General features: G+C 42.8%; 14 protein-coding genes. 1 reads left to right on the top strand and 13 read right to left on the bottom strand.

All coding sequences use genetic code 11. The annotated features are described in order from the left end of the window. Positions 1 to 7: 7 nt before the first annotated feature. The 5 genes from ACOAOT_RS00345 to arcC form a co-directional block, all read right to left on the bottom strand. Positions 8 to 1,771, bottom strand: a complete 1,764-nt coding sequence (locus tag ACOAOT_RS00345; protein WP_420215122.1) for a sensor histidine kinase — start codon at positions 1,769 to 1,771, stop codon at positions 8 to 10. 192 nt (positions 1,772 to 1,963) lie between these two features. Continuing rightward, positions 1,964 to 3,064 carry an agmatine deiminase gene (gene aguA / locus ACOAOT_RS00340; protein ID WP_104438321.1) on the bottom strand — a complete coding sequence of 367 codons (1,101 nt, stop codon included), beginning with the start codon at positions 3,062 to 3,064 and terminating at the stop codon, positions 1,964 to 1,966. A 17-nt stretch (positions 3,065 to 3,081) separates the two neighbouring features. After that, entirely contained in the window at positions 3,082 to 4,443 is a 1,362-nt protein-coding gene (locus tag ACOAOT_RS00335; protein WP_420215121.1) for an APC family permease, read from the bottom strand. A 12-nt stretch (positions 4,444 to 4,455) separates the two neighbouring features. Continuing rightward, complete coding sequence (gene ptcA / locus ACOAOT_RS00330; RefSeq protein ID WP_420215120.1) at positions 4,456 to 5,484, bottom strand: putrescine carbamoyltransferase; 1,029 nt, start codon at positions 5,482 to 5,484, stop codon at positions 4,456 to 4,458. Between the two features lie 23 nt (positions 5,485 to 5,507). Beyond that, a complete protein-coding gene (gene arcC, locus ACOAOT_RS00325) occupies positions 5,508 to 6,452 on the bottom strand; it encodes a carbamate kinase (protein WP_420215119.1) in 945 nt (314 codons plus the stop codon). A gap of 272 nt (positions 6,453 to 6,724) precedes the next feature. Here arcC and ACOAOT_RS00320 point away from each other — a divergent pair, with 272 nt between their 5' ends. Continuing rightward, positions 6,725 to 7,741, top strand: a complete 1,017-nt coding sequence (locus tag ACOAOT_RS00320; RefSeq protein ID WP_420215118.1) for a LuxR C-terminal-related transcriptional regulator — start codon at positions 6,725 to 6,727, stop codon at positions 7,739 to 7,741. A 26-nt stretch (positions 7,742 to 7,767) separates the two neighbouring features. Here ACOAOT_RS00320 and ACOAOT_RS00315 read toward each other — a convergent pair whose 3' ends face one another. The 8 genes from ACOAOT_RS00315 to ACOAOT_RS00280 form a co-directional block, all read right to left on the bottom strand. Then, on the bottom strand, positions 7,768 to 9,006 hold the full coding sequence (locus tag ACOAOT_RS00315; RefSeq protein WP_420215117.1) for a DUF1015 domain-containing protein: 1,239 nt from the start codon (positions 9,004 to 9,006) through the stop codon (positions 7,768 to 7,770). 10 nt (positions 9,007 to 9,016) lie between these two features. Further along, complete coding sequence (locus tag ACOAOT_RS00310; protein WP_420215116.1) at positions 9,017 to 10,180, bottom strand: phosphoglycerate dehydrogenase; 1,164 nt, start codon at positions 10,178 to 10,180, stop codon at positions 9,017 to 9,019. Between the two features lie 15 nt (positions 10,181 to 10,195). Beyond that, positions 10,196 to 11,290, bottom strand: coding sequence for a 3-phosphoserine/phosphohydroxythreonine transaminase (serC, locus tag ACOAOT_RS00305; RefSeq protein WP_420215115.1), 1,095 nt, complete (start codon positions 11,288 to 11,290; stop codon positions 10,196 to 10,198). Between the two features lie 48 nt (positions 11,291 to 11,338). Further along, entirely contained in the window at positions 11,339 to 13,018 is a 1,680-nt protein-coding gene (ilvB, locus tag ACOAOT_RS00300; protein WP_420215114.1) for a biosynthetic-type acetolactate synthase large subunit, read from the bottom strand. A gap of 16 nt (positions 13,019 to 13,034) precedes the next feature. Next, a complete protein-coding gene (ilvD, locus tag ACOAOT_RS00295) occupies positions 13,035 to 14,696 on the bottom strand; it encodes a dihydroxy-acid dehydratase (protein ID WP_420215113.1) in 1,662 nt (553 codons plus the stop codon). Positions 14,697 to 14,822: 126 nt separating this feature from the next. Then, positions 14,823 to 15,908: a 3-isopropylmalate dehydrogenase gene (gene leuB, locus ACOAOT_RS00290; RefSeq protein WP_104438331.1), complete on the bottom strand. Its 1,086-nt coding sequence runs from the start codon at positions 15,906 to 15,908 to the stop codon at positions 14,823 to 14,825. Positions 15,909 to 16,127: 219 nt separating this feature from the next. Then, positions 16,128 to 17,111, bottom strand: a complete 984-nt coding sequence (locus ACOAOT_RS00285) for a DUF4340 domain-containing protein (RefSeq protein ID WP_420215112.1) — start codon at positions 17,109 to 17,111, stop codon at positions 16,128 to 16,130. Positions 17,112 to 17,126: 15 nt separating this feature from the next. Continuing rightward, a complete protein-coding gene (locus ACOAOT_RS00280) occupies positions 17,127 to 18,497 on the bottom strand; it encodes a Gldg family protein (RefSeq protein ID WP_420215111.1) in 1,371 nt (456 codons plus the stop codon). Positions 18,498 to 18,507 lie beyond the last annotated feature (10 nt).

The raw sequence follows: 18,507 nt of genomic DNA, 5'->3' as shown, positions 1-18,507 counted from the left end.
ATTATTTCTATATATTTGATACCGGAACTTTAATTGTTACCATGGTTGAAATTCCGGCCTCACTTTCCAGCTCAAAGCTTACCATATTATTTGTTGCCATCTTAAGCCGCAGGCAGGCATTTAATATGCCTACTCCTTTCTTAGCTTTTAGCATCTCAATACTGGCATGGTTCATCTTGTATTTCAATTCATCCAAAAATGACTCTTCCATTCCATCCCCGGTGTCTTCGATCTCAATATAAAACACTTCATCTTTTAAATATACATGAACAAAAATCCACCCATCTGCTGTTTTACTCTCAATGCCATGAATACAGGCATTTTCAGCAAATGTAACAATGGTCAGCTTTGGAATCCGGTAATCCATACATTCTTCCATAATATCAAGCCGGTAAGAAAGCCGATCTCCAAAACGGTACTTCTGCAGCTGCAGATATGCCTCTACAAATGAAATCTCTTCCCTTACAGTGATAAAATCCGTACCCCAGTCAAAGTTCTGGCGCTCCATTATTGCCAGCCGTTCCACCATGCTGGCGGTTTCTGTTTCATTTTTTAGCAGACTGTGCATACGGATGCTCTCCAATGCGTTAAATAGGAAATGGGGATTAATCTGGCTGTGAAGCGCTAAAAGTTCCGCTTTCTGCCGTTCGATATCCATCTCCTGCTCTTTTAAACGGTTAATATAAACAGTCTGGATTAACTCATTAATAGTAGCCACCATGCGATTATAATTGCGCATTACAATTCCAATTTCATCTTCTCCCCTGATGTTCTCAATCTTCATAAGCTTTTCATCATCAATTCGCTTAAAGGCCTGACTCAGCTCCTTCAGCCGTTCGGTAAAGGATTGATTGATCGCTATCATAAATCCCAGAGGCAGCAGGATATTAATAAAAACCAGCAGTATGAACAGGGGAATATTCTTTAACATCTGCCTTACGATTACTGTCTGGGGCTTTAGAACATAAATTGTCAGCTCAGCCCCGTAGGAAGCAAAGTTCATCTGGTAGCCCACTTTTTCCTGCAGATCAAAGGTCTCAAAATCCTTCCATTGTCCGTAATTACCCTGATTGGACAAAATAATTTTATCATTCCAGCACACATAAACCGGGGCCTCATAATTCATTTTTATAAAGCTCCGCGCCATGGTGCTATAGTCTATATCCATTTTTACAAGCTTTTCGCACCCATCTCTTTTGTAAAAATTCAATTTTCTGATAAAGGATATTTTCCGTTTGGAATCTACAGTGGGAATTCTGCTCTCATCGTAATACATATAAAGCACCCCATCCCTGCTTGAGCCCTTTAAATACTTGTACCACTCCTGGTCTTTTACTGTGGAAAGCTGTTTAAATTCCCCTCCGCTTACAATGGTGGGATTATCCGCATACATGGTGATAGAAGATGCTGTCGTTCCGATGCTGCTTTCAAACAACGAATCTTTCATAAAAGCCTGATAACTTAAAAAATAATCAAGCTCCGACTCAAACTGCTTATCCATAAACTGATTCACATATTTATTCATATATATTTTCTTAGTTGTACCAGCCGCTTCTTCAATATCATAGAAAAAATTGTATTTTACCGCACTTGCGGTATTCTCCATACCCTTTTTCATGGATGCACTTTCTGATGCTATAAATATGGCAACAATCACACTATCTGTTATAAAAATTGGCAGAAGTACGCTGTATATGTAGAGTATCCTAAGCTTTTTCTTTAATTTAAAATCATCTAATCTACTGCTGATTCTTTTTAAAATATGACTCATCCCTGATCCCCCTGTTAACTTTTGTACAATCCTATTATACCTCTTTCTAATAATTATACGGGATAAACTTTTTCTATCCTCCTGACAAATTATATAAACTACCCTGACAAAGTTTCATTATGTGGCTGATATACAAAAAAGCGTATCAGACGGTAGAAAATGAGTCTGATACGCTTTCAATATTTTATCTGATTATTTTACTTTTGGCTGCTGCTGGGTAATGCAGTGGATATTTCCGCCTCCAAATGCTACCTCTTCGGTACGTACTCCCACTACTTTACGCTCCGGGAACATTTCCTGAATCTGCTCTAAAGCCAATGCATCGTTTTCATCACCATACTGTGGTACAATTACACCGCCGTTTACGATAAGGAAGTTCATATAGGAAGCAATGGAGATTTCCCCATCTTCTCTTGGAAGAGTTCCTTCTACCATATCAATGGAGTCTGCACCGTTTAACCGTACTGGCTCTTTAGTAAGGCAGAGCTTGTGAACCTTAAGCCTGCGTCCCTTTGCATCAACTGCTTCAGAAAGAGTTTTGTAAGCAGCCTGTGCTTCTGCATAGAACGGATTTTCTTCATCCTCTGTCCAGATGCAGGCAACCTCACCTGGTCTTACATACTGGGCAACGTCATCAATATGGCCGTTGGTTTCATTTGGATCAATTCCATCTTTAATCCAGATCACTTTTTCACAGTTTAAGTACTGACAGAGCATTTCCTCTATTTCTTCTTTTGTCATAAGAGGGTTGCGGCCCTCGCTTAACAGGCACATTTCGGTTGTAATTACAGTTCCTTCACCGTCTACATGGAAGGATCCCCCCTCCAGTACAAATCCTTCTGTCCGATAGGAATCAATTCCTTCCAGATCACATACTTTCTGCGCTACCAGATCATCCTGATCCCATGGGAAGTACAATCCGTCAACAAGTCCGCCCCAGGCATTAAAGGTCCAGTCACATCCTCTGATTCCGCCTTTGTCATTGATCACAAAGGTTGGTCCGCAGTCACGAATCCAGGCGTCGTTGCTGGTTACTTCTACCACACGAATGTCAGATGGCAGATGTGCACGGCAGTTCTGAAACTGGGCTGGTGACGCACATACGGTAACCGGCTCAAACTGACGGATCGCTTTTGCAACCTGGGCAAATACGGTCTGTGCAGGCTTTGCACCATTTCTCCAGTTATCCGGTCTTTCCGGCCAAAGCATCCAGACTCTTTCCTGTTCTTCAAATTCTGCAGGCATACGGTAACCGTCCTGCTTTGGGGTTGTATTTTCAATTCTCTTTGCCATAATAAATACCTTCTCTCTTATTTATCTCTTTTTCTGTTAACAATTACTTCACCGATTATAATGAATATTACCGCACCTATGGTAATTGGGAGCTTTGATGTCAGAGTCTCTGTATCAAAGCTTAATGGGATTGCCGTAAAAATCAGTGCAACCACAATCAGTATCATAGGCAGACTTGCTAATATCTTTAAAAATAACGGACTGCCTGGAACTTTAAACGGCCGTTCTGTATCTGCATCTGTCTTTCTCAGCTTAATAAATGCAGGAAATACAGGCAGGTAAGAAAGCAGAAACATAACCAGGTTCAGTGCGAAGAAACTCCAGAATAAATCTTCATTTGGCATAAACGGAGCAATAATAAGAACCAGGCTGGCAACCAGACCGTTCATAACTGCTGAACCGATTGGCATATTTGTTTTTTTGCTGCGTATTTTAAATACTCCCGGCATATCTCCATTTTCCGCGGAATAAGCGGCCACATTGTTTACTCCCAGTGACCAGGAAATCATATTTCCAAAAAGCGTAAGCAAAAATCCAATTGCTACAGCAATTACAATCACACCTCTTGTTGAACCAGTTAAAATCTGAACACTTGCAACAAGTCCTGTACTGGTGCTGATCTGATCGGAAGGAATTGCAACTCCGATTCCAAATGCCATAAAGATGTAAATAGCTGCTATTACCAGACCTCCTGCAATGATTGACTGGGGAATCTGCTTTTTCGGATTTTCCATATCTCCCGCAAAGGTACAGACTACTTCAAATCCAAGGCAGTTAAACAAAATTACGGATATATAGGATAAACTGTTTAAATCAAATTTGGGAAGCATGGAGGATAAGGTGTATTCATTTGCTACACCATGGGTTACGGCTCCGTAAATACCAAGTATTCCTAACGTAACGGCAATTAAAATTTTAATTGCAGCTGCCCCATTTAAAATCCAGGCACTGTCACAAATTGAATTAAAACTGATTAATACGATGATCCATACAAAAGCCAGTTCGATCAGTAAAGATGGAACCAGTCCCATTTCGGTTCCTGTCAGCAAACTGATAATATTAGGGAACATCAGCGCCAAAGAAGCCATCCAGAGGGGAAAATTAATCCAGTAATACCACGATACTCTTCCTCCCCACTTATTTCCAAAAGCCTTTGATACCCAGTCATACATTCCACCGTCCCCTTCATAGGTTGTACCAAGTTCTGATGAAATCAGGCCATATGGCAGCAAGAATGTAATAAGCAGAAAGATCCACCAGAAATACTGGGAATTACCGATTGCTGCTACCGGTGCTGCTGCTTCTGCCACAAATACGACACAGATTACGGTCATTATGGCATCGATTAAACGAAATTTTTTCTTTGGCGCTTCTGACATGGTGACTCCCCCTTATCTGATATGTCTCTCATCCATGAATTTTTCTAACTGCTCTTTTGCTGCTGCGATCTGCAGTTCGCTTGCTGCCTGCTCTCTCTGATACTGAGTGAAATAAACCAGCAGACCTCTCATTGCAGTCAGACGGTTACCTGCCTCTAAAAATGCAATGGAACTTTCGCTGTCAAGTACCTCATCGGTTACGTCTTCCCCTCTTGTAGCCGGCAGACAGTGCATAAATTTGCATCCGATATTTCCAAGAGACATCAAATCTCTGTTTACCTGGTAATCTTTAAATGTAGCAACTCTCTCTTCTTTTGGAGTCTCGTTTTCATAAAGGCCATACCATACATCTGTGTAAATGAAGTCAGCACCTTTTACGCTTTCACGGTTGTCGGTCACTTCCCATGTGCCGCCTGATATCTTACAGTTCTCTTCCATGATCTTTTTGTGTTCTTCTAAAAGCTGGTTCTTTTCAGGTCCATAATGAACAAAATGCATGCCAAGCTTTGTTGTGATGAAACCAAGGGAAGCACATACCTGAGTGCCGTCTCCTACGAATACCACCTTGCAGTCTTCCAGTTTCTTTCCTCTTGGAAGATGCTCTACGATTGTACACAGATCGCCGATTTCCTGAGTTGGATGGTTATAGTCGCTCATTGCATTTAATACTGGAATTGAACTTGCACTTGCCAGTTCCACTACGCTCTTATGCTCGATGACACGTGCCATAACCACATCGATCATCTGGGATAAAACTCTTCCTGTATCACCGATGGTCTCATGACCGCCAAGCTGAATCATACCAGGCCCTAAGTACTGGGCATGTCCGCCAAGCTGCTCCATTGCAGTTTCAAAGGATACACGGGTTCTTGTAGAAGACTGCTGAAAGATCATACCAAGTGTCTTTCCCTTCATAAGGGGTGGATTGTAACCTGCCTTAATGCTTTTTTTGATCTCTAAGGAAAGATGAATGATGTCTAACAGTTCTTCCTTTGTAAAATCATTGGTGTCAATAAAATGACGAATTCCGTTTGCTCTCATGGTGAATCCTCCTGTTTTTTTATTTAATTAAAAGTGAATACAGTTCCGGTTTTTCCGTCCAAAGCTTCAATTGCTTTATCCAGAGAAGTGATAATTGCTTTTTTGGAGGGATTGGATCTTACAAACTTCATGGCTGCCTGCACCTTTGGAAGCATACTTCCGGGAGCAAACTGTCCCTCTTCGCAATATTTATTTGCTTCATAAATACTTAAGTGATCCAGATTCTTCTGATCCGGTTTATTGTAATTAACTGCAACCTTCTCTACCTCAGTAAGAATCATAAGGATGTCCGCTTCTACCTGTTCAGCCAGAAGCTCTGCTGCAAAGTCTTTATCAATCACTGCTGCAGTTCCGCAAAGACAGCCAGTCGGGTGTTCAATAACCGGAATTCCGCCGCCTCCGCAGGTAATTACGATTGCTTTTGGCCAAAGCTCCTTTACTGCATCAATTTCCACAATTTTCTGCGGAAGAGGTGATGCAACAACTCTTCTGTATCCCCGTCCTGCATCTTCCTTCATTACGTATCCTTTTGATGCTGTCAGCTCATCGGCTTCTTCTTTTGAATAAAAAGGACCAATTGGTTTGGTTGGATTTAGAAATGCAGGATCCTTCTCATTTACTACAACCTGAGTCGCAATGGTGACTACGGGGAAATTCTGATTTCTCTTATTCAGTGCATACTTCAGCGCCTGTTGCAGATGATATCCGATATATCCCTGTGACATGGCTCCGCATACATCAAACGGCATTGGCGGTGTTACATCCTTTGCTGCTTCACAAGCCATAAGAATTCTTCCGACCTGGGGTCCATTTCCATGTACAATGGCCATTTCATACCCGCGTTCGTTCATTTCTGCAATATACTCACAAGTCTTATGAACCACTGAAAGCTGAGCCTGCGCTGTTGCTTCTCCTTTTCCTGACTGAAGGGCATTACCGCCTAAGGCAAGAACTATTTTTACAGCCACTGGTGAAACCTCCTTTATTTTGTTTTTGCTGTGATTGCCGTTGTGAATCGCTCTCACAAGACGAAAATAGCAGTTTTTAGACCGGTTGAGAATGTAGCTAACGGGTAGAACTTTATAACACTTTTTACTGTTTTACACATAAACTTTTCTAAACTCTTGTGCATATTGCACTATATTTTTGTCGAATTTTGTAATTTCGCAGTTGAAAAAAGTTTTTATTTTGTTATACTGATATTAACTTACAATCAACGGCTTACGAACTGGAGGCACATATGGAAAAGGGTGTTAGCTTTCTCTACAATTTGTTTATCATCATTGTCTATTCCGGGATTATGTGGATGTCATTTTTTCTGTTTCTTAATGGAAAAGATAAGATTCTGCTTTGGATCGGGATTATTTACTCGGCAATTATAATAGATGATATTGTGACTTTCGCATCAGAACAGTTTCAGAGTTTTGCAGAAAACTATAATCGGATTTTTATGATCGTACCAACTCATAAGACATTAATTTATTTAACTATGTCACTTGGTTATCTGATCATATTTAAAAATCTGATCAATAAAAAAATAACCTGGTATGACTTCAGTATTCTTGGCATCTATGTAACCTACATGTTTTTCATCCCTGCTTTGGATAACAGTGCATGGAAGATCTTTCTCTATTACCTGCCAAGCCAGCTTTACAATGCCTATGTAGGTGCAGAGGTTTTATGGACAATAAAAAAGAACCCTGAATTTTATCAGGGCTCGTTCTATCAATGGTGCAGATTGCTTTTTTGTTTCACGATTATTATGAACCTTTGTATTATCGCGGAAGATTCCATTGTAATTTTTCATTTTGATGTGTATTCCAAATACTATATCAATATGAATAACCGGAGTATCACCTCCGATATTATGTATCTGACCCACGCTGCATTTTCCGCTTGCTATTTAATGTATTATTTAAAAACTTCACTGCGCAACAATACAATTGTGAATTCTATAAACTGCCATACTCACTCCAGTCTGCCTTCTGATATTGAAGAAAGCATTCTGCATCGTTTCTGTGAGACCTACCATTTAACAATCAGAGAACGTGAAATTTTAAAAGTACTGCTCTTAGATAAAACAAATCAGGAGATCAGCGATGATTTATTTATCTCTCTTGGAACAGCGAAAACCCACATCCATAACATATTTCAAAAAATAGGCGTTGTAAAACGCCCCCAGCTTCTGAGTATATACGACACCTTCCGGAAAGATCAGCTGAATGCAAAGCTCGAAAATGAAACACCGTCCCCGTAGCCTGCTGGCTTCGGGAACGGTGTTTTCTATTTCAGCATATGAATAAACAGCCCGCTTCTTAATTTGGGTTCAAACCAGGTTGATTTTGGAGGCATTAAAAGCCCTGCATCCGCAACGGAGAAGAGTTCTCCAATTGAGGTGGGATACATGGAAAACGCCACTGTCATATCTTCTTCACAGCGTTTTTCCAGTTCCTTTAATCCACGGATTCCTCCGATAAAATCGACCCGCTTATCAATTCTCGGATCTCCAATCCCCAAAATGGGGCCTAAGAGATTGTCCTGTAAAATAGATACGTCAAGACCTTTTACCGGATCCTCGCTCATTAACCCAGCCTTTGCCTTTAAGCAATACCATGTTTTATTTAAATACATTCCGAAGGTTCCCTTTTCAGATGGACCATAAGCTTCTTCTCCTACAGAAGTAACGGTAAATCCGTTGGATAGTTCCGTAAGGAACGCTTCCTGGGATAATCCGTTTAAATCCTTTACCACACGGTTATAAGGAAGAATCATCAGCTGGTCATCGGGAAAGAGTACGGACAGGAAGAAATTAAATTCCTCATCTCCCGTATACCCGGTGGTCTCTTCCCGTCTCTTTAAGCCTACTTTTACAGCAGACGCAGCACGGTGATGACCGTCAGCGATATAGGTAGCTGGGATTTGCAGAAAACTTTCTTCAATCATTCCCACGGTTTGGGGATCTGCGATTTTCCATACTTTATGACTGATTCCGTCATCTGCGGTAAAATCATAAAGCGGCTCTGTCTTCTTTTTTTCTTCCACCAGCCGGTTAATGTCTAAAACGGAACGGTACGCCAGGAAAATGGGTCCAGTCTGGGCATCTGTGGTATCCACATGACGGATTCTGTCCAGTTCCTTTTCCTCCCTGGTATTCTCGTGCTTTTTAATCACACCATTTATATAATCGTCAATGGATGAACAGGCCACAATTCCGGTCTGGCTTCTTCCTTCCATAATCAGCTCATAAATATAATACGCATTTGTTCCGTCCAGCTCAAAGGTTCCATCTTTGATCCAGTCTTTCAGCATGGCTGCCGCCTTATCATAAACGCGGTCATCGTATATATCTGTATCCTGTGAAAATTGTGTTTCCGGCCGGTCAATATTTAAAAATGATTTTGGATTCTCAGCCGTTATCTCACAGGCTTCTTTCCGGTTATATACGTCGTAAGGAAGGGCCGCCACCAGGCTGGCCTCTTCCTTATTCGGTCTTACACATTGAAATGGTTTTACAATTGCCATGATTTCTCCCCTATTTGATTACTCTGACCCGTATTACGCCTTTGATGGCATTCAGTTTCTGAATGCTTACGGCATCCGGTACATTCTCCAGATCAAGGAGAGTATATGCATACTTTTCACGGCTCTTATTAGTCATGTCGGAGATATTCACATCACCGGCTGCCAGCGTTCCTGTAATCTGACCGATCATATTAGGGATATTTAAATGCAGAACTGCAATACGGCTTGCAGCGTTGCAGATTCCCATATCACATGCTGGGAAATTTACAGAATTACGGATATTACCATTGTCGATATAATCCATGATCTCTTCCACTGCCATCTTGGCACAGTTATCTTCTGATTCCTCTGTAGAAGCCCCAAGATGAGGAATGACGATGGCGCCTTCCATATGTACTGAAGTTGGATTTGGGAAATCAGTTACGTATTTTTTAATCTTACCAGACTTTAATGCTTCAGCCATATCCGCCTCATTTACCAGAATGTCTCTGGCAAAATTGAGAATGACTGCTCCATCCTTCATATTATCGAAGGCTGCTTTATTGATCATTCCCTTTGTTGCATCCACTAACGGCACATGGAGGGTAATGTAATCACACTCTTTATAAATTGTTTCCACGGCAGTAATATGTTTTACATTTCTTGAAAGTCTCCAGGCAGCGTTAACTGAGATGAAGGGGTCATATCCGTACACATCCATTCCAAGGGAAGAACAGGCATTGGCAACCTCTGCACCGATGGCACCAAGACCAATGACTCCAAGCTTTTTGCCTCTGATTTCGCATCCGGCAAATGCACTTTTGGCTTTTTCCGCAGATTTGGAGATGTTTTCATCTTCCTGATTTTCCTTACACCAGCGGATTCCGCCTTCAATATCACGGGAAGCCAGCATCAGACCTGCGATCACCAGCTCCTTTACACCGTTTGCATTGGCTCCTGGTGTATTAAATACCACGATTCCCTCTGCAGCACACGCCTCTAAAGGAATGTTATTGACACCTGCTCCTGCTCTTGCAATTGCAAGAAGCCCGTCGGGGAGTGCCATCTCATGCATGGAAGCACTTCTGACAAGCACACCATCTGCACCTTCCATCTGATTTGTAAGCTCATATTCTTCTGTTAATAATGCGGTTCCATATGTAGAAATCGCATTAAGGCAATGAATTTTTTTCATGGCTGTGATCTCCTTTCAGTCTGCCTGTGCTGTATGTTTTTCTTCAAAGTCTCTCATAAAGGAAACCAGCTTCTCCACTCCTTCTAAAGGCATGGCGTTATAAATGCTGGCACGCATACCGCCTACGGATCTGTGACCTTTTAAATTCTCAAATCCCGCAGCTTTTGACTCTTTCACAAATAAGGCATCCAGTTCTTCATTGCCGGTAACAAAAGGTACATTCATAAGAGAACGGTCCTTCTTAACCACAGTGCCGTGAAACATCTTACTCTGATCCAGAAAATCATAAAGAATTGCTGCTTTCTTTTCATTAATCTTTTTCATTGCTTCCAGTCCGCCTAAGTTCTTTAACCACTTAAATACCTTGCCGCAGATATAGATTCCATAGGCAGGCGGTGTATTATAAAGGGATTTTGCATCTGCGTGAGTCTTATAACGAAGCATGGTAGGTGTCTCTTTTAAAACGTCCTCCCGGATTAAATCTTCCCGGATAATGGCAATCACAACACCGGCCGGCCCCACATTTTTCTGGGCTCCGGCGAAAATAAGTCCATACTTACTCACATCGACAGGTTCCGATAAGAAGCAGGAGGAGAGGTCTGCTACCAGTATTTTACCTTTCGTGTCAGGCAGTGTTTTAAATTTTGTTCCGTAAATGGTGTTATTTTCACAGATATATACGTAATCCGCATCTTCTGAGATAGGAAGATCGGAAACATCCGGTATATAACTGAATGTTTTATCAGCACTGGAAGCTACTGCATTGGCTGTACCATAAAGTTTTGCCTCCTGGTACGCTTTCTTTGCCCATTGTCCGGTGATGATATAATCTCCAACCCCATTCTGAAATAAATTCATGGGAACCATGGCAAACTGCTGGGACGCTCCGCCCTGTAAAAACAGCACCTTGTAATTATCCGGAATTGACAATAAGTCTCTTAAATCAGCTTCGGCTTCATTGATGATGGTCTCATAAGCCTTGGATCGGTGACTCATTTCCATCACCGACATTCCGGTTCCCTTATAATCCATCATCTCATCTGCTGCTTCTTTCAAGACTTCTTCCGGCAGGACGGCAGGTCCTGCAGAAAAATTGTACACTCTGCTCATATCTCTTCCTCCTCAAATTCGGGACTCTTATCCCTTTCCTTACTGATGTTAGATCTTTAAATCTTCTTCGTCAAAAGCATCCTCGATGGGGGCTCCCGGTGAAACCATAGGGAATACCTTGTCATCGCAATGAATCTGACAATCTATAACAACAGGAACATTAAGGGCAATGGCTTCTTTTAAGACTTCTTCAAACTCTTCTTTACCGGTAACCCGGTAAGCCTTTGCTCCCATTCCTTCTGCTATCTTAACAAAATCAACCTGGTCATTAAGAACTGTATGTGAATACCTCTTTCCATAGAACAGAGTCTGCCACTGACGCACCATACCCAGTACATGATTGTTTAATACAACCTGGATAATCGGGATGTTATAACGGGTCGCAGTAGCAATCTCGTTTAAATTCATACGGAAACACCCGTCTCCTGCCACATTGATAACTGTTTTGTCCTTACAGCCCATCTTAGCACCAAGGGAAGCACCAAGACCATATCCCATAGTGCCAAGCCCTCCTGAGGTGATAAAGCTTCTGGGCTTTTTATACTGATAAAACTGTGCTGCCCACATCTGATGCTGCCCTACCTCTGTGGTGATAATGGCATCTCCTTTTGTCACCTCATAGATCTTTTCTATAATATAGGGACCGGTCAGAATACTCTTCTCATAGCGCATGGGATACATATCCTTCAGGCGGTCGATATGAGCAACCCATTCCTCATGATTAATGGGATCCAGTCTTGCGTTTAATTTCCTTAAAATGGATTTCACATCACCAATTACACTGGCATAAGCCTTTACATTTTTATTGATCTCAGCCGGATCCACATCAAAATGCAGAATCTTTGCATTTCTTGCAAAACGGGAGGCATTGCCGGTTACACGGTCACTGAATCTGGCTCCGATTACGATTAAAAGATCGCATTCGGTAATACCAAAATTAGATGTCTTGGTGCCGTGCATACCAACCATTCCGGTATAGAGCTCATCTGTTCCGTCAAAAGCTCCTTTGCCCATCAGACTGTCTGCAACCGGTGCCTGAATCTTATGGGCAAATGCTGCAAGCTCATCAGACGCATTGGCAATGACTGCGCCTCCGCCTACAAAAATGTAGGGCTTTTGTGATTTGCGGATCAGCTGCAGTGCCTGCTCTAAATCCTCTTCCAATATGGTATCTTCCTGACGGATAATTGGCTCCGGTTCCTTCTGTTCATATTCGTAATTGCTGGCAGTCACGTCCTTTGTTATATCAATTAATACAGGTCCTGGTCTGCCAGTCTGGGCAATCTTAAATGCCCTGCGAATGGTATCCGCCAGTTTACTGATGTCTTTTACAATGAAATTATATTTTGTTATTGGCATGGTAACGCCGGCAATGTCAATCTCCTGAAAGGAGTCTCTGCCAAGGAGGCCAACTGCTACGTTGCAGGTAATGGCTACCATGGGCACGGAATCCATAAATGCAGTAGCAATTCCGGTTACCAGGTTGGTTGCCCCCGGGCCTGAGGTCGCCAGACATACCCCTACTCTTCCGGTTGCTCTCGCATATCCGTCCGCTGCATGGGCAGCTCCCTGTTCATGGGAGGTAAGTATATGGGTGATCTCATCCTGATGCTTATAAAGAGCATCATATATATTTAAAATGGTGCCGCCCGGATATCCGAAAACGGTATCCACGCCCTGTTCCTTCAAGCACTCGATTACGATCTCTGCTCCAGTTATTGTCTTCATAAGCTGCTCCTTTTCTTTATATTTCCAGGATTGCCCCACGGCTTGCCGGGGCTGCCATTGCCGCATATCTTGCCAGATATCCGGAAGTAACCTGCGGCTTCCTTGGCTGCCATTTTTCCTTTCTTGCTGCCATCTCTTCGTCAGATACATTTACATCCAGTCTGTGGTTGTCAATATCAATGGATATGATGTCGCCTTCCTCCACCAGTGCGATGGGTCCGCCCACAGCTGCCTCTGGACAGGTATGGCCGATGGAAGCTCCTCTGGAAGCACCGCTGAACCGTCCGTCTGTGATAAGCGCTACGGTGGAACCAAGTCCCATACCAGCAATGGCTGAGGTTGGGTTTAACATCTCTCTCATTCCAGGTCCGCCTTTTGGACCTTCATATCGGATTACTACCACGTCTCCTGCAACGATCTTTCCGCCCTTGATTGCTTCAATGGCGTCCTCTTCACAGTCAAAGACTCTAGCAGGACCTTCGTGTTTTAACATTTCAGGAGCAACGGCAGAACGTTTTACAACCGCACTGTCCGGTGCTAAATTTCCTTTTAATATGGCGATTCCGCCAGTGCTGCTATAGGGATTTTCCACGGGGCGAATAACTTCCGCATCTTTATTTACACAGCCCTTAATGTTTTCTCCCACTGTTTTTCCAGTTGCCGTAATGCAGTCCAGTTCTAAAAGTCCCAGTTTGCTGATCTCATTCATGACTGCATAAATGCCGCCTGCCTCGTTTAAATCTTCTATATAAGTAGGGCCAGCCGGAGCAAGGTGACAAAGGTTTGGAGTTTTTGCACTGATCTCATTGGCGAGCTCCAGATTTAAGTCTACGCCTGCTTCATGGGCGATAGCCGGAAGATGAAGCATACTGTTGGTGCTGCATCCAAGAGCCATATCCATGGTAAGCGCATTTCTAAATGCCTTCTCACTCATAATATCACGTGGACATATATTTTTCTTTAACAGCTCCATAACCGCCATACCTGCATGTTTTGCAAGCTTCAAACGCTCGGAGTAAACGGCCGGAATGGTTCCATTTCCCTTTAAGCCCATTCCCAGAACCTCTGTTAAACAGTTCATACTGTTAGCCGTATACATACCAGAACAGGAACCGCAGGTCGGACATGCTTTCTGCTCATATTCCTTTACATCCTCTTCCGTCATCTTACCTGCAGTATAAGCTCCCACTGCTTCAAACATGCTGGAAAGGCTGGTCTTATGGCCCTGCACACGTCCAGCCAACATTGGTCCGCCACTGACGAACACTGTAGGTATGTTAATGCGCGCTGCTGCCATTAAAAGTCCGGGAACATTTTTATCACAATTGGGTACCATAACCAGAGCATCAAAGGCATGGGCTCTTGCAAGACATTCCGTGGAGTCTGCAACTAAATCCCTGGTGACCAGTGAATACTTCATGCCAATATGACCCATGGCAATTCCGTCACAGACTGCAATGGCGGGAACCATGACCGGTGTTCCGCCCGCCATGGCAACTCCCATTTTGACGGCATCGACTATTTTATCCAGATTCATATGGCCTGGTACAATTTCATTATAGGAACTGACAATACCAATTAAAGGCCTTTCCATCTCTTCCTCTGTCATTCCCAGTGCATTAAAAAGGGAACGATGAGGTGCCTGCTGCATACCTTTTTTAACTGAATCACTTTTCATCTGCTGCACACTCCTTTTCTTTTTTCATAACTTTCTGATTATATGGAAATCCGGGAGCGTATAAAATCAGATGTTTTATCCGCTTCCGGCTATTTACAAATTTTAAATTGTTGGGTGGCAAACGAGCTAAATAATCCGTTCTGCGATTAAATCACCCATTTCTGTTGTAGACACCTTTTTAAATCCATCGGAGTAAATGTCTCCGGTCCGGTATCCTTCTTTTAAAACCTGCTCCACGGCTGCTTCCACAGCATCTGCTTCCCTGTCTAAATCAAAGGAATAACGAAGCATCATGGCTGCGGATAGAATGGTTGCAATTGGATTTGCAATATTTTTTCCTGCGATATCAGGTGCAGAACCGTGGCTTGGTTCATACATACCAAATTTGCTTTCATTCATACTGGCTGAGGAGAGCATTCCGATGGATCCTGTAATCATGCTGGCTTCATCGGATAATATATCCCCGAACATGTTCTCCGTAAGAATTACATCAAACTGTCCCGGATTCATCACCAGCTGCATGGCACAGTTGTCTACCAGCATGTGATTGAGTGTCACTTCCGGATAATCCTGAGCCACCTCTTCCACCACTTTTCTCCATAGTCTGGAGGAGTCCAGTACATTGGCCTTATCTACACTGATGACCTGCTTTTTCCGCTTCATGGCAATATCAAACGCCTTTACTGCAATTCTGCGGATCTCATTCTCATTATAGGTAAGAGTATCCACTGCAGTCATCACACCGTCCACCTCTTTGGTGTAACGGTCTCCGAAGTAGAGTCCCCCCGTGAGTTCTCTCATGATGACCATATCAAAACCGTCACCGATAATCTCTTTTTTTAAAGGACAGGCATCAGCAAGTTCTTTATAGAGATAGGCTGGGCGGATATTTGCAAATAAATTAAGACCTTTACGGATGGCTAGCAGCCCCGCTTCAGGTCTCAGATTCGGTGCCACATCGTACCATTTTGAATTTCCCACATTCCCCCCGACTGCACCAAGGAGAACGGAGTCGCTTTTTTTTGCTGTTTCTAACGCTTCGTCCGTTAATGGGACGCCGTAAGTATCAATGGATATCCCTCCCATTAAGACTTCTGTATAATCAAACAGGTGGTGATAAACTGCCCCAACCTTATCTAATATCTTTCTCGCCTCTCCAATGATTTCAGGCCCTATCCCGTCGCCAGGGATTACTGCAATGTTATAGTTCATTTGTACTCTCCCTCTGTGTCACTGTAATCTGCTGATATATTTCTTCTCATAATAGAACATTTGTCAGGATTTTTCAACTAAAATAAAATATTTTTACTGGAAAACATATATGAGAAAGGAATTGATACTATAATTAACGGTTATAAAAGAAGAGAAAACAGGAAAAAGCAGTCCCGGAATTTTAGACCGAAACTGCTCTTTTCCTGTTTTGTCATTTGCTTATTTACTGATTTCCTCATTGACAGTCAGACATTTATCAACCGATGCCTTATCTATCTCATTTACAAAGGGAGAATTTTCTGTTCTTGTATAGTAGCAGCTTGAATCCTCATTAAGACTTCCTACTGAAAGCTGGAATGTCTCATCCTTTCCATTTTTGTTATAAGTATAAGAAATAACGGCAGAAGGCTGATCAAGACCATAATCCTTTAACTGGGAATCCGTTACATTATAGTTTGGACAGCTTTTCACCTTCAGGCCTGCAAGGGAATCAGCCAGTACATTTAATGGCGAATTGTCATCTACCTTATTTTCCGGGGAATCTGCAGAGTCCTTATACCACTCAATGGTTCCTTTCTCATCGTCCAGCTTTTTCTTTACAAACTGTTTCCTGCTGTCTGCCTTCATCACAGTAATGCCTGTAATATCGGTTCCGGCAATTGCCGGGAATTCTTCCAGAGCCATAAAGTCACTAAGACTGCTGTCTGTCTCCGTATAAAGGGAAGAACCGATGAGATAAGGGGTATCCTCTCCCTGAATTGCAGCATAGTAATCCCCGTCCGGAGTAGCATTTCCAAGGAGGATTACTGACTTTTTATTGTCTGCACCAGTGACTGTAATGGTACGGATGGGCTGATCCAGTCCATATGCACTAAATCCATCTCCGTCTTCCAGTTTTCTCACTGCTTCCAGCTTAGAGACAGTGGAAGCAATCCCGTCCATTTTGGTCTGCATCACCGGAAATTTCTCATCCTGGTCGTAGATCCATTTTCCATCCTTTTTTGTAAAGGAGATCTCATTGCCATCCCGGTCATAAGAAACTGACTGAATTTCAGAAAAGTCGGTCATATAAACTTTGGACGCCTCTTTCTGATTTTCCGTTTTTTTCTGGGATCGGTCCATGTACTGCCCCACTCCCACATACACTGCACAGAGTACCACTAACGCGGCAGCCCCAAATATCAGTCCGTTTTTTTTCTTCATAAGTCCTGCCTCCTTCTACAGACGTCTGCGCTTTAACCAGATCATAAGTCCGCAGCCAAGGGACGCCGCAGGAATAATTAAGATAAACAGGATTCCCCACATACCGCCATGTGTCACCGTATTATAGGTCACGTCAAGACTCTTGGAAGGGATGGAAACATTGGCTACGTCTTCAAAATTAGAAGTCACTGCGTTCATAAACAGAGTCAGGTTACTTAAGTTGGTAAAACTGGTATTTAAACTTTCATCAATCAGGGATGGGGTTGAAAATACAGTCAGGCGGGCTGAACCCGTATCCAGCTTCTTTTCTGAAACAGCTCCCAGAATATAGGTTCCTTTCTTCTGGGAATCGGGAGTAACCAGCATTCCCGCGTCACTGGTCTGCATAAACGGAGTTACATTGACTCCCTCCGGCAGATTTTCAGCCTGAGTAAATGCACCTGACTGGAGTACCAGTGCTGCACTCTTTATATCCACACCGTTAGTCACTTCACTGCCAGACTCTATGGTCGGGAAAATGTAGTAAGGATTGTTCTGATAAAAGTTCTTGGTATCTGCAGCCATACCATTTTCCAGGTTCAGTCCATATGCGCTCATGACAGAAGTAAGGTTGGGACGCTCTTTTTCTGAATATCCGGCAATGATTAACACGTGGCCGCCTTTGTCCAGATAATCGGAGATCATGGTCTTCTCATCATTGGCAAGATCGGAAGCGGGAGCATTCATAAGAAGAAGTTCGCAGCCCTCAGGAATCTTCCCGTCTTTTAAAAGATTAATGCTGTTAACCGTTAAATTGGATTTACCCAGCATATCGGTTACCGTAGCTCCAAATGCCGCTTCTCCATGTCCCTCTGTGACATAGATGGTTTTGGAAACATTGCTGGTCACATGAGAAATCGCTCCTGTCACCTGACCTTCTCCGTCAAACGCAGTCTCTTTTGCCTGCCCGTAATAGTAATAAGAGGACTCATCCATTTTTATAATATCGGTAAATGGAATGGATTGGGTTTTATTGGTAGATTCGCAGCTTACAAGAATTGTGCCATCTGTAGCATTCAGCTTTTTCACCTGTTCCGGGTGAAGTACAGAATCCACGGTTTCCACCTTAACATGGTTTGATAAATCCTCGTAACGTTTTAAAAAGCTGGTAATCCGTTTATCCACACTTGCAGGATCTCCTACCACATAAATGGTTACATCCTTATCCAGTGCTTTGATTAAGTCACTGGTGGTTCCTCCCAGGGTGTAGATCTGGCTGCTGCTCATATCCCATTGCCGCACCTTTTCGGGAAGACGTCCCACAATCAAATTGAGTATAATTACCGCAGCTATGACAATCACGGAAAGGATTGCAGTATAGCCGCCTTTTTTTAATTTTCTGGTCATTTCCATCCTC

The sequence above is a fragment of the Lacrimispora struthionigena genome (genome assembly GCF_048627165.1).
Lineage (GTDB): Bacteria > Bacillota > Clostridia > Lachnospirales > Lachnospiraceae > Lacrimispora.
The sequence above is the reverse complement of the archived record's forward strand: the minus strand, read 5'-3'. Positions and strand labels throughout refer to the sequence as shown.

Coding starts and splice junctions, on each gene's coding strand:
- ACOAOT_RS00345 (WP_420215122.1), bottom strand. CDS start 1,771: ATGAGTCATATTTTAAAAAGAATCAGCAGTAGATTAGATGATTTTAAA.
- aguA (WP_104438321.1), bottom strand. CDS start 3,064: ATGGCAAAGAGAATTGAAAATACAACCCCAAAGCAGGACGGTTACCGT.
- ACOAOT_RS00335 (WP_420215121.1), bottom strand. CDS start 4,443: ATGTCAGAAGCGCCAAAGAAAAAATTTCGTTTAATCGATGCCATAATG.
- ptcA (WP_420215120.1), bottom strand. CDS start 5,484: ATGAGAGCAAACGGAATTCGTCATTTTATTGACACCAATGATTTTACA.
- ACOAOT_RS00320 (WP_420215118.1), top strand. CDS start 6,725: ATGGAAAAGGGTGTTAGCTTTCTCTACAATTTGTTTATCATCATTGTC.
- ACOAOT_RS00315 (WP_420215117.1), bottom strand. CDS start 9,006: ATGGCAATTGTAAAACCATTTCAATGTGTAAGACCGAATAAGGAAGAG.
- ACOAOT_RS00310 (WP_420215116.1), bottom strand. CDS start 10,180: ATGAAAAAAATTCATTGCCTTAATGCGATTTCTACATATGGAACCGCA.
- serC (WP_420215115.1), bottom strand. CDS start 11,290: ATGAGCAGAGTGTACAATTTTTCTGCAGGACCTGCCGTCCTGCCGGAA.
- ilvB (WP_420215114.1), bottom strand. CDS start 13,018: ATGAAGACAATAACTGGAGCAGAGATCGTAATCGAGTGCTTGAAGGAA.
- ilvD (WP_420215113.1), bottom strand. CDS start 14,696: ATGAAAAGTGATTCAGTTAAAAAAGGTATGCAGCAGGCACCTCATCGT.
- leuB (WP_104438331.1), bottom strand. CDS start 15,908: ATGAACTATAACATTGCAGTAATCCCTGGCGACGGGATAGGGCCTGAA.
- ACOAOT_RS00285 (WP_420215112.1), bottom strand. CDS start 17,111: ATGAAGAAAAAAAACGGACTGATATTTGGGGCTGCCGCGTTAGTGGTA.
- ACOAOT_RS00280 (WP_420215111.1), bottom strand. CDS start 18,497: ATGACCAGAAAATTAAAAAAAGGCGGCTATACTGCAATCCTTTCCGTG.